We start from the raw sequence: 11,878 nt of genomic DNA, 5'->3' as shown, positions 1-11,878 counted from the left end.
GGCGCCAGCAAAGAGGTCCCGCAGGCCGGAAGGCGGTGGATCATGTACTCGAGCTCGGCAAACGTCTCGGAGCGCCAGGCGGCCCCGCCTTCGCTGGCTATTTCCACTGTCATCTTTGCGCTGCGCCCCAGCGAAAGCTCCGGCCGGCCAACACTGTGGCTGCCCCTGGTGCGCCGGATCCGGGAGCCGTACAAGGGCCTCTGGGCGCTGCCCGGAGGCCCCCTCAGCCCCGCCGAATCCCTGCAGGACGCGGCGGCGCGAAACCTGGGGGAGACCACCGGTCTCGCTCCCAGCTACCTTGAGCAGCTGTATGCCTTCGGCGGTCTCCACCGCTCACCCACCCAGCGGGTGGTCTCGATCGTGTACTGGGCGCTGGTCCAGCCCACTGAAGCCGCGCTCGCGGACGAGTCGGAAAACGTCCGGTGGTTCCGGGCGGACCGGCTGGGGGACCTGGCCTTCGACCACAACGCGATCGTGGACTACGCACTCTGGCGGTTGCGCAACAAGCTGGCCTACGGCTCCGTGGCCTACCACCTGCTGGGCGAATACTTCACCCTCGCCCAGGTCCGGGAGGTCTACGAGGCAGTGCTGGACAGGCAACTGGACCCCGCCAACTTCCGCCGACAACTCAAATCCACCCCGGACATCGAGGAAACCGGCGAATACCTCCAGGGCGGCAAGCACCGCCCTCCCCGCCTCTACCGCTTCACCGGCCGGCCCGGCCTTGACCCAGACAACAGGAGCACACCATGAGCAGCGTCAACACAGCAATCCAGCTGATCACGCGCGAACAGGCCGAAAAAGGCGCAACCGCGAAGGGCAGCACCTGCAGCCCTGCGCTGGCCAAGGGTCCGTGGGACTACGACCTTGCAGAGGCGCTCGCCGGCATCCCGGCATACGGCCCGGGCGCTTCCAGCGCGGATGTCGCACCTCCGGCCACCCCCCGGCAGGGTCAGTTGCCGGAAGAGTACAAGCTGGCCAGCGACGCCGAGCTGGGCGAGAGGATCCTGGCCGCGAAGGCTGCCCTGGGGGACAGGGCCGTCATCCTGGGGCACTTCTACCAGCGCGATGAAGTCATCCAGTACGCCGACTTCGTCGGTGACTCCTTCCAGCTGGCCAACGCCGCGCTGACCCGGCCGGATGCTGAGGCCATCGTATTCTGCGGCGTCCACTTCATGGCCGAAACCGCTGACATCCTTTCCGCGCCCGACCAGGCCGTTATCCTGCCGAACCTGGCGGCCGGTTGCTCTATGGCGGACATGGCTGACGCCGACTCCGTGGCCGAGTGCTGGGAGCAGCTCGAGGAGATTTACGGCACCGAGCCCGACGCCGACGGGCGGGTTCCGGTCATTCCTGTCACCTACATGAATTCCTCCGCAGCGCTGAAGGCTTTCTGCGGTGAGCACGGCGGCATCGTCTGCACCTCCTCAAACGCCAAAACTGTCCTCGAATGGGCGTTCCAGCGGGCCCAGCGGGTGCTGTTCTTCCCGGACCAGCACCTCGGCCGCAACACCGCAAAGGCGCTGGGCGTGCCACTGGAGCAGATGCCCATGTGGAACCCGCGGAAGGACCTGGGCGGCAATGACGAACAGGCACTGCTGGATTCCAGGGTCATCCTGTGGCACGGGTTCTGCTCGGTGCACAAGCGGTTTAATGTAGCCCAGATCGAAGAGGCCCGGGCCGATTTTCCCGGCGTCCAGGTGATCGTCCACCCGGAGTGCCCCATGGAAGTGGTGGACGCCGCTGATTCTGCCGGCTCAACGGACTTCATCAAGAAAGCGATCGAGGCTGCCACCGAGCCCACCACGTTCGCGATCGGCACCGAAATCAACATGGTGAACCGCCTCGCGGCAGAGTACCCGCAGCACACCATCTTCTGCCTTGATCCCGTCATCTGCCCGTGCTCCACCATGTACCGCATCCACCCCGGCTACCTTGCATGGGTCCTCGAAGAACTGGTGGCCGGGCGCGTGGTCAACCGGATCACGGTCGCGGATTCAGTGCAGGACCACGCCCGGACAGCACTCGAGCGCATGCTCGCGGCCAGGCCGTAATGACAGGGCCCGCTTTTATGCCTCCTGTTGAGGGTGGCGGTACGCCAGGGCCCGGCGGTGTACCCCACGGCCGCAGCGTTGCAGGCCGCTCACGGCTGATCGTGGTCGGCAGTGGGATCGCCGGGCTGTACGCTGCCCTGCTGGCCACGGATGCCGGTGCCGACGTGGTGCTCCTGAGCAAAGGAAAGCTTCGCCACAGCAACACCTGGTACGCCCAGGGCGGGATTTCTGCGGTACTGGACCAGCCTGCTCCCGGTGACACGGTGGCCGCCCATATCGCGGATACGCTCCAGGCTGGAGCGGGGCATTGCGACGAAGCTGCCGTCCGGCTGATGTGCGCGGAGGCGGGCCGCGACATTTCAGGGCTGCAACGGTTTGGTGTGCACTTCGATTGCGGCGCCGACGGCGGCCCTGCGCTGGGGTTGGAAGCGGCCCACACTTCCCCTCGCATCCTCCATGCCGGGGGCGACGCCACCGGGGCCAAGGTGGCCGGGGCCCTGATCCGGGCAGTGCTCGCGCGGCAGGCGGAGGGGACACTGACGGTCCGGACCTCAGCCCACGCAACATCTTTGCTGCAGCAGGACGGGAAAGTTATTGGAGTGGAATTCCTCCAGGACAGCATCAGGGCTGCCGTGCACGGGGATGCCGTCCTGCTGGCAACCGGAGGGGCGGGCCAGCTGTTTGCCCGAACCACCAATCCGGCAGTGGCAACCGCCGACGGCCTTGCGCTCGCAGTCCGCGCCGGAGCTGCAGTAGCCGACCTGGAGTTCTTCCAGTTCCACCCCACCTGCCTGGTTTCCGGCGCCGGAGACCAGGCCGCGGCGCCCGGCCTGGACATGGATCCGCTGCTCATTTCCGAAGCAGTCCGCGGCGAAGGGGCGCTCCTCGTCGACGGCAACGGAAAACGTTTCATGCGGGCCTACCACCCGGACGCTGAACTGGCGCCACGCGACGTCGTGTCGCGCAGCATCGCCCTGCACCTGGCCAAGCTCGGCGACCCCAACGGCCACGTCTGCCTCGACGCCCGCGCCATTGAGGCGGCCCAGGGGAGAGGTTTCCTGGCGAAGCGTTTCCCCACGCTCACGGAAAGGACGCTTGCGGCGGGCATCGACTGGACCCGCCAATTGGTCCCCGTTGCTCCCGCTGCCCACTACTGGATGGGCGGAGTGCACACCGACCTGCACGCCAGGACCACGATTCCCGGGCTGTATGCAGCCGGGGAAGTGGCCTGCACAGGGGTCCAGGGCGCAAACCGGCTGGCCAGCAACTCCCTGCTCGAAGGACTCGTCTTCGGCCGCCGCGCTGTTGAGGACTTCCTCTCCGGGGGCGTTGGTTGGGCGTCGTCCGACGCTGTTCCTCCGCTCGCTGTCTCGGCCGCGGGCAGCCTCCCCTTGACGCTCGCTTCCGGAACACCCTTGGCCGACCCTGCGCATGTCACCTTCACTGCTGCTGTAGAAGGCGAGCCGGCCGAATCGGGTGCCTTGTCCGGGAGCCGACTGGCCAGCGGCTGTGAGGGTGAGGGGCTGGAAACTCAGTTCTCACGGGAAGCCCTTCGGCGGTTGATGACCGCCAAGGCCGGGGTGCTTCGCAATGGGGTGTTGCTTGGGGAAGCGGCGGAGACTCTTGGCCGGTGGTCCGCCGTCGTACGTCCTGGTGCTGTTCTCGTTGGCGGGGACACCCGGGACCACGAGGACCGAAACCTGCTGCTGGCTGCCCAGCTGCTGGTGGCTGCGGCGCTTGCCCGCCGCGACTCCCTAGGAGCGCATTACCGCAGCGACGATCCTGAAGAACCCGATACGAATTCCCTTCGACCGAAAGCGAGCCTCCTCAATGACTGAAACCTCCCTGATGGAACACGCCACCCCCAAACAGGCGGCGCCCGCACTCACCCTGCCGTCGGCGCCGGTGCGGGAGATCCTGGAGCGGGCCTTCGCGGAGGATGCTCCGGCCGGGGATATCACCTCCCAGCTGCTGATTCCCGCTGACGCACGTGCCACGGCCGTACTGAACGCACGGGTGCCCGGAGTCTTCAGCGGCGCCACGGTGTTCCGGGACGCCATGCTGCTGGTGGATCCGGACACCGACGTGGAGCTGTTGCTGGGGGACGGAGAAGAGTTCGACGCCGGCACCCGGCTCGCGCGGGTCAGCGGCCGGGCCCGGTCCGTGCTGCTTGCCGAACGCGTGGCCCTGAACCTGGTGCAGCGGATGTCCGCCATCGCCACGAGGACCGCAGAGTTTGTCCGGCTGACCGAAGGCACGTCAGCGCGGATCACCGACACCCGCAAGACCACGCCCGGGCTGCGGATCCTGGAGCGGTTCGCGGTGCGCTGCGGCGGCGGCGCCAACCACCGGTACAGCCTCTCCGACGCCGTCCTGGCCAAGGACAACCACCTTGCCGTGATGACGGGCGGGGATGCGGCCAGGCTCACCTCGCTCCTCGCCGCAGCCAAAGCACAGCTGGGGCACACCACGCACTTTGAGGTGGAGGTGGACCGGATGGACCAGATCGAGCCCGTCCTGGCGGCCGGTGTGGACACCATCATGCTGGACAACTTCACGGTTGAAGAGCTGAAGGCCGGTGTGGCCCTGGTAGCCGGGCGAGCGCGGGTGGAGGCCAGTGGAAACGTGAACCTCGGGACGGTGGCGGCGATAGCGGCCACCGGAGTCGACGTCATTTCCGTTGGTGCCCTCACCCACACGGTGGCGGCCCTGGACCTCGGGCTGGACGTCGAACTGACTGCCAGGTGACCTTCCATGATCTTCCTTGACGCAGCCGCCACCACCCCGGTGCGCCGTGAGGTGCTGGATGCCATGTGGCCGTACCTGACGGGTGAGTTCGGTAACCCCTCCAGCCATCACACCCTGGGCGAGGCTGCTGCCGATGCGCTCGCCGGTGCCCGCTCCTCCGTCGCAGCCGTCCTTGGCTGCCGGGCCGGGGAAATTACGTTTACGTCCGGGGGAACGGAAGCGGACAACCTCGCCGTCAAAGGGATCGCCCTGGCCCGGCAGGCGGCGAACCCGCAGCTTAACCGGGTGGTGATCAGCGCCGTCGAACATCCCGCGGTGGAGGAGTCTGCCCGATACCTGGAGCGCTTCCATGGTTTCGCAGTTGATGTGGTTCCCGTTGACGCAGAAGGGCTAGTGACGCCGGAGGCGTTCCGGGCCGCGCTTCGGCCGGAAACCGCGGTGGCCAGCGTCATGTACGCCAACAACGAAGTGGGGACCGTTCAGCCCATTGCCGAACTGGCCGCCTTGGCGCGCGGACTCGGCATTCCGTTCCACACTGACGCCGTCCAGGCGGCCGGCTGGCTGCCGCTGGACATCAAGGCATTGGGCGTGGATGCGATGAGCATTTCGGGTCACAAGATAGGGGCTCCCAAGGGGTGCGGCCTGCTGTTCGTCCGCGGGCGCACCAGGTTCGAGCCGCTGGTCCACGGCGGGGGGCAGGAACGCGGCCGCCGGTCGGGGACAGAAAACGTGGCCGGAGCCGTGGGCCTCGCCACCGCGCTCACGCTGGTCCAGGCGAAACAGGCGGAGGAACGACGCCGGGTGGCGGCATTGCGGGAAAGATTTATCAATGCCGTGGTCGCCGGTGTGCCGGACGCCGTCCTGACAGGGCATCCCGTGGACCGGCTGCCGTCCGTTGCTTCGTTCTGCTTCCCGGGAACCAGCGGCGAATCCGTGCTCCTTGAGCTGGAACGCCAGGGCGTAGTGTGCTCCAGCGGGTCAGCCTGCGCGGCTGGTTCGGACGCGCCGTCGCCGGTGCTCACGGCAATGGGAATTTCCCCGGAAACAGCCCAGACGGCCATCCGATTCAGCTTCCACGCAGCGGTAACCGAGGCGGACCTGGAAGCTGCGGCAGCAGCGGTGCTCGTCGCCGTCGGACGGGTCAGGGTGTTGGGCGGCTAGCACACCGGTGAAATCAGCTGGCGGCGTTTGAGCTGGTGGGACCCGGCCACGGGGAGGTCCTGACCGGGTTCACAAGCTCACCCACGCCCTGAACCCTGCATACCACCGTGTCCCCGGGGTTCAGCGGCGCGCACTCGGCCGGAAAGCCGGTCAGCACCAGGTCGCCCGGGTGGAGGGTCAGGAAAGACGTCAGGTACACCAGGATCTCGTCGACGTTCCAGCCGAGGTCAGCGGTGCTGGCGGCCTGCAACGGGGTGCCGTTGAGCACAACGTCAATGGCCAGGCCGGACTCGTCCAGGCCCGTGACGATCCACGGCCCTGCCGGCGTGAAGGTGTCCTGGCTCTTGGCGCTGATCCAAAGTTCGTCGGTTTCCTGCAGGTCCCGGCAGGTGACGTCGTTGCCGACGGTGAATCCCAGGACCGCGTCGCGGGCGTTGGCAGGCGTCAGGCCGCGGGCTTTGGTGCCAATCACAACAGCCAGCTCCGCCTCCGGGTCCACCCTGCGCATCCCGGGAGCGAGCTCTATCGCATCCCCCGGTCCAATGACGCTCGTGGCCGCCTTGTGGAACGCCTGCGGCGGCAGGTCACGTCCGGGCTGGCCGGTGTTGTGCGCCATTCCCAGGACATTGGCCGGCACGCTGGGGGCGAGGAACGTGAAGGAGTCCTGCTGGACACGGTCGCCCGGCTGCCACCCTTCCCTGTGCCCGCTGGAAGCGTTGGCCGGCGACTGCGGGAAAGGGCTTTCGGTGACCGTCCAGGTCCTGCCGGCCGCGCTGCCAAAGTCCGCTGCGCCACTGGATACGAAGAACTGCTCCGCCGTTCCGGCAGCGGACAAGGGGCGGACACGGGCGATGCGGCGGGGGAGGGCAGTCATGAGGGAATCCTACGGGTCCGCGGGAAAGCCCCCGACTTACCCCGGTGGCCCCGCGTATGGCGGGCTCCGTCAGTAAAGCTCGCCCACCGGGATCTCGACGGCCAACCGGTTGGACGGTCCGGGCAACGGGCAGGCCCAGGCCTCGTTGTAGGCGCACGACGGGTTGTAGGCAAAATTGAAGTCCAAAACGAACCCCGCGTCCGGGCCCGTCCCGTTGACGCCGTGGAACGCACCCTTGATGGTATCCAGCAGGTACCGCCCGGCCCCATAGCTGCCCCCGGGCTGGCCGGCCGTGGCGTCCCGGAACGGCACAAAAATACCGCCGCCGTACCCCTGCAGCTTCCACACTGCGAGCTGGCCCATTTCCGGCAGGTCGAACGTTCCCAGCCGGATAAACCGGACTACGCCGTCAGTGCCGGTTTCCACGCTCATTTCGCGTCCTGCGCCCTCTTTGGTCAGCGGCACATGGAAACGGTAGATCGGATCGTAGTCGGCAGTCTTCAACCCGGAGAAACGCGCCTTGTCCCGCGCGTCCAAAGCGGAGGCCGGGTGCGTGGCGAACATCAGGTCCCGCTGGTGGCGCCAATAGGAGTGCGCCTCGGCCGGGCTCTCCAGCGAAAGTTTCCGGACGTTGTGGTACAAGGCAAAGGTCTTCAGCCGCCAGTCAGCGATGTCGACGGCGGAGATGTCCGTCCGGTCTTCTTCAGCTGTTCCCAGGTGCTCTTCCATAGCCCCAGCCTAGTCCCAGGAGCCAGCTATACCGCCCGACGGCGACACGCACCCGGATGCCTGTCGTTGGAGGGAGAGGAAACACCCTTCCGGTCACGCCGGCCGGCCGCCGGCCCCCGCTAGGCTGGCTGCATGAGAGGCAAGGCAACAACGACGGTCCTGTCTGGTGCGCTGCTGATGGTTGGCGTCCTTCTTGCAGGCTGCTCGACAGCGGGGCCCGGCGCGCCGGCCTGGACAGCGCAACCCGACTCTGCCGGCGGAACCAACGCGCCGTCTTCAGCTGACGCTGCGGCAACGTCACCGCCGACGGACGGCCCCGGGGCCAGTGCCACGCCCACCACAGACCCGCAGGCGGTTGCTACTGCGCCTGTCTGGAAGACTTTCTCGGATCCCGGCAAGTCTGTCAGCTTCGACCTTCCGGAGGACTGGATAGCGCAGTCCGTCACGCCGGAGGAAGGCACGCTGCCCGGCGCGCTGAAGGTCGAGGTGAAGAAGCCGGACGGCACTTTCCTGGCAGCGCTGCGGACCGGCCTGCCGCCGTCGTCCGCTGAATGTGCCGACGCCTCGCGGCGGCCCTACACGGTGATCAGCAGCGTTCCCGTCGAAGTTTCGGCCGCAGGCGGGGAGGGAACCATACCGCCAAGGGTGGTTTTCCGGGTGATCCAGGGGTACCGCTACTTCGGCTCGTACGGCATCACCAACGTGGTGGCCGGCGCCGGCGGAGAGGCGTGCGAGCTCCGCAACATCGTTCGTGGACCGGCCGGCAAAGGGGACTACTCCTTTGGTGATGTGGTCTCCGTGAAGGCTTATGCCCCGGATGAAAAGGTGGCGCCGGCAAAAGCCTTCGACACCTTGGACCAGGCTGCCCGGTACGTCTCGGAAGGCACTGAATTCGCCAACGTCCAGCGGATGCTAATGTCTCTGGAGATCAAAAACTAGTCCCGTTTCCGGCCCCACCATGCGCCGGGCAGAGCGGGGACTTGTCTTCCACCGCCGAACACCTCCGGAGAGCCATGGAACGCAGTGTTTCCGCACGACTGGTCTTCAAGACCGTAGCCAACACCAAGGTGGCCATGGCCATCGCCGCAGCGCGGAACAACGGCTACTCCTCGTTCGAGGAGTCGCTGTCAGTGACGGCGGGGGGAGGCGATGTTCCCCTCACCGAGGTATCGGACCACCACGGGGGCAGGTTCCATTACATGGAGTTGGCCGAGCCGGCGGAGGTAACGGTGGAATACTCAGCCACGGTGGCCGGTAAGGCGGAGCCCGAGGACGCCGGGCTCGCCGACAGGATCCGCTACGTCCGGCCCAGCCGCTACGCCGAATCCGACCGCCTCCTGCCCACGGCTTATGCAGAGTTCGAAGGAGTCCACGGCGGCGAGCTGCTGCACGCCGTCCGGAACTGGGTGAACGGGGAACTGCGGTACCTCAGTGGATCCTCCCGGGGCACGGACGGTGCGGTGGAAACGCTCCTCAGCCGCCGTGGGGTCTGCCGGGACTTTGCCCATTTGGCCATCGCGCTGCTGAGGTCCAAGGACATCCCGGCCAGGTTGGCCGCCGTCTACGCTCCGGGCCTGAGCCCCATGGATTTCCACGCCGTGGCAGAGGCTTACGTGGAAGGGGCCTGGCACGTCATCGATCCCACGGGCCTTGCCCCGCGGGAATCGATGCTTCGCATCACGGCCGGCCGCGACTCCGCCGATACCGCCTTCCTCTCCACGGTCGGGGGAAGCCTCATCCTCAACCAGCTGCAGGTCACTGCCGTTGTCAACGGCGCCCTGCCGGTAGAGGATCCTGCCCGGCTTATGCAACTGGGCTGAGCGGCGCAGGGTATCTCTAGCTGTACTGCCCAGGCAGGTTGGTTCGGTGAATGTGATGACTCGCTGAAGTCGTTGACCCAAAGGTGAGGACCTCCGGTTGCACAGTGGAGTTGCTTAGACAACCGCTGCAGCGACCAGGAGGTCCTCATGTCCCACGCGCTAATGCCGCTTTGACTCCACGCCAACGGTTACGCGTCGCGCGTCTCGTCGTAGACCACGGCTGGCCGGTGTCCCGGGCCGCTGAACAGTTCAACTGCTCCTGGCCGACGGCCAAGCGCTGGGCTGAGCGCTACGCCGCAATGGGCGAGGCCGGCGTGGCCGACAGATCCTCCCGCCCGCACCGGGTGGCGAACCGCACCCCGCAGCAGCTGGTGCGCAAAGTCGTGCATCTGCGCTGGAAGCAACGGCTGGGGCCGGTCGCGATCGGTGCGAAGCTGGCCATGCCAGCCTCGACCGTGCACGCGGTGCTGGTCCGGTGCCGGCTGAACCGCCTCCATCACGTGGACAAGCGCACCGGGGAAGTCATCCGCCGCTACGAGCACGAGACGCCCGGGGCGATGATCCACGTCGATGTGAAGAAGCTCGGCAATATCCCCGACGGCGGCGGCTGGCGCTACGTCGGCCGACAGCAAGGCAAACAGAACCGGGCTGCAACTCCGTCAAAGCCGAGGAGCAGCCACCGTAATCCGCTGATCGGGACCGCCTACGTCCACACGGTCATCGACGACCACTCCCGGGTCGCCTACGCCGAAATCCACAGCGACGAAACAGCTGCCACCGCAGTTGGAGTGCTCAAGCGTGCAGTGTCCTGGTACGCCGCCCGCAGCGTCACCGTTGAGCGGGTCCTCTCCGACAACGGATCGGCCTACAAATCCCACCTCTGGCGCGACACCTGCCGGGAACTGGGCATCAAGGCAAAGAAGACCCGGCCCTACCGCCCGCAGACCAACGGAAAGATCGAACGCTTCCACCGAACCCTCGCCGACGGATGGGCATTCAAACGCTACTACGCCACCGAATCAGCCCGCAGAAACGCCCTCCCGGCATGGCTCCACAACTACAATCACTGTGAGTCTTGCAGTGGCTGGTCTGGGACTAGCTGGCAGTGTTGATGCCGGTCGTTCTATCTGGCGCGTGACTCGAAAAAACAATTGCCCCTTGAGGGTGCATTTCCCCCGACTTGTCCGCGCTGGGTGGAGCGGCCGGCCTTGACCTGTCCCACGACGGTGGCTTGATTAGAAGCTTGCCCAGCCCCTGCGGTTGTGGCTCATCACAGTATTGCCTCGAAGTGACTCCTCCCAGGTCAGTGCCGGTCGCGATGCGACCAATCTTGCCCATTCGAAAGGAAGGAGGGTGGCCGCGTTGACTATCGTTGCGCAGACCCGCCCATTCGTAATCGGCGTGGACTGCCACGCCCGCACACACACTTACGCCGTCATCGAGACCAGCACGAAGCGACGGGTCGCGTGCGAGCAGTTCCCGACCACCTCGGCAGGGATCTCCCGTGCACTTGCGTGGGTAGGCCGACGGACAGACGGCGATCTGGCCAGTCTGTGGGCCGTTGAGGGCATCGGCTCTTATGGGGCACGTCTGGCCAGGGCAGTAGCCGACGCTGGCTATGACGTCGCCGAAGCTCCACGGATGAACGCCCGAGGGCGCCGGGCGATCGGCAAGTCGGACCCGCTGGACGCTGCAGCCATCGGGACCGCTGTCATCGGCTTAGAGGAGTCCCAGCTACGAGTTCCGCGCCGGGATGAAGGAACGCGTGCCGGACTCAGGATCTTGAGCGCAGCGCGGGATCAGTTGACCCGGGAACGAACAGTGAATGTCAATGCACTCATCGCGTTGCTCCGGGCACATGATCTTGGAATCGACGCTCGTAAACCTTTGGTTCCGGCCCAGATTGCCACGATCACCAGATGGCGGGAACGACAGGAGCAGATCGAACTATCGATCGCGCGCGAGGAAGCAGTTCGGTTGGCGCGCCGCGTTCTCGAAGTGACCACGCAGCTGGCTGCCAACCAGAAGCGCATGACAGAGCTGATCCAGCAAAGCCCGGCAGCGCCGCTGTTGGAGATGGTCGGCGCCGGGGCTGTCACAGTCGCCACCGTCCTGACAGCATGGTCGCATCCAGGAAGGGTTCGCAGCGAAGCTGCCTTCGCCTCGCTGGCAGGGGTGAATCCCTTGCCAGCCTCAAGCGGTAACACTGTCCGGCACAGGCTCAACCGGGGCGGTGATAGACGCCTCAACCGAGCCTTGCACACCATCACCATGACCCGGATGGTCCACGACCCCGGCACCCGGGACTACGTCGCCAAACGCACCCAAGAAGGCCGCAGCTACCGCGAAATCCGCAGATCCCTCAAGCGCTACATCGCCCGAATCCTCTACCGCCAACTCAACTCCCTTTACGCCACCGCGGAACCGGGCCACCTCCTCGTTTCCGACCCGACGATTGGACAGTAGAGTGCGAGGACCAGTACGACGAGTGA

General features: G+C 66.4%; 11 protein-coding genes. 9 read left to right on the top strand and 2 right to left on the bottom strand.

Going from position 1 to position 11,878, the window contains the following annotated elements; translation table 11 throughout:
* Positions 1-42 precede the first annotated feature (42 nt).
* Genes AC5RUQ_RS06175 through AC5RUQ_RS06155 form a run of 5 tightly spaced genes read left to right on the top strand, consistent with a single transcriptional unit; the run spans position 43 to position 5,963 of the window.
* A complete protein-coding gene (locus tag AC5RUQ_RS06175; RefSeq protein WP_493947171.1) occupies positions 43-753 on the top strand; it encodes an NUDIX hydrolase in 711 nt (236 codons plus the stop codon).
* Positions 750-2,054, top strand: coding sequence for a quinolinate synthase NadA (gene nadA, locus AC5RUQ_RS06170; protein ID WP_493946498.1), 1,305 nt, complete (start codon positions 750-752; stop codon positions 2,052-2,054). The genes AC5RUQ_RS06175 and nadA overlap by 4 nt, the downstream gene beginning before the upstream one ends.
* Before the next feature lie 17 nt (positions 2,055-2,071).
* Entirely contained in the window at positions 2,072-3,892 is a 1,821-nt protein-coding gene (locus tag AC5RUQ_RS06165; RefSeq protein WP_493946496.1) for an L-aspartate oxidase, read from the top strand.
* Entirely contained in the window at positions 3,885-4,802 is a 918-nt protein-coding gene (gene nadC, locus AC5RUQ_RS06160; RefSeq protein ID WP_493946495.1) for a carboxylating nicotinate-nucleotide diphosphorylase, read from the top strand. Before AC5RUQ_RS06165 ends, nadC begins: the two co-directional genes overlap by 8 nt.
* A 6-nt stretch (positions 4,803-4,808) precedes the next feature.
* Positions 4,809-5,963: a cysteine desulfurase family protein gene (locus tag AC5RUQ_RS06155; RefSeq protein WP_493946494.1), complete on the top strand. Its 1,155-nt coding sequence runs from the start codon at positions 4,809-4,811 to the stop codon at positions 5,961-5,963.
* A gap of 13 nt (positions 5,964-5,976) precedes the next feature.
* On the opposite strand, the gene AC5RUQ_RS06150 is transcribed toward AC5RUQ_RS06155, so the two are convergent.
* Both AC5RUQ_RS06150 and AC5RUQ_RS06145 read right to left on the bottom strand, forming a co-directional pair.
* Complete coding sequence (locus tag AC5RUQ_RS06150) at positions 5,977-6,837, bottom strand: fumarylacetoacetate hydrolase family protein (protein ID WP_493946493.1); 861 nt, start codon at positions 6,835-6,837, stop codon at positions 5,977-5,979.
* A 69-nt stretch (positions 6,838-6,906) separates the two neighbouring features.
* Positions 6,907-7,566 carry a DUF1684 domain-containing protein gene (locus AC5RUQ_RS06145; RefSeq protein ID WP_493946492.1) on the bottom strand — a complete coding sequence of 220 codons (660 nt, stop codon included), beginning with the start codon at positions 7,564-7,566 and terminating at the stop codon, positions 6,907-6,909.
* Positions 7,567-7,698: 132 nt separating this feature from the next.
* On the opposite strand from AC5RUQ_RS06145, the gene AC5RUQ_RS06140 reads away from it, so the two are divergent.
* The 4 genes from AC5RUQ_RS06140 (at position 7,699) to AC5RUQ_RS06125 (ending at position 11,852) form a co-directional block, all read left to right on the top strand.
* The gene (locus AC5RUQ_RS06140) at positions 7,699-8,505 is read left to right on the top strand and encodes a hypothetical protein (RefSeq protein ID WP_493946490.1); all 807 of its coding nucleotides are present in this window, start codon (positions 7,699-7,701) and stop codon (positions 8,503-8,505) included.
* A gap of 74 nt (positions 8,506-8,579) precedes the next feature.
* Positions 8,580-9,386 (top strand): transglutaminase-like domain-containing protein, encoded by an 807-nt coding sequence (locus AC5RUQ_RS06135; RefSeq protein WP_493946489.1) that lies wholly within the window; start codon positions 8,580-8,582, stop codon positions 9,384-9,386.
* Positions 9,387-9,511: 125 nt separating this feature from the next.
* Positions 9,512-10,498, top strand: coding sequence for an IS481 family transposase (locus AC5RUQ_RS06130; RefSeq protein ID WP_493947170.1), 987 nt, complete (start codon positions 9,512-9,514; stop codon positions 10,496-10,498).
* A 250-nt stretch (positions 10,499-10,748) separates the two neighbouring features.
* Positions 10,749-11,852 (top strand): IS110 family RNA-guided transposase, encoded by a 1,104-nt coding sequence (locus tag AC5RUQ_RS06125; protein WP_493947169.1) that lies wholly within the window; start codon positions 10,749-10,751, stop codon positions 11,850-11,852.
* Positions 11,853-11,878 lie beyond the last annotated feature (26 nt).

The sequence above is a fragment of the Arthrobacter sp. MDT2-3 genome (assembly GCF_059090465.1).
The sequence above is the reverse complement of the archived record's forward strand: the minus strand, read 5'-3'. Positions and strand labels throughout refer to the sequence as shown.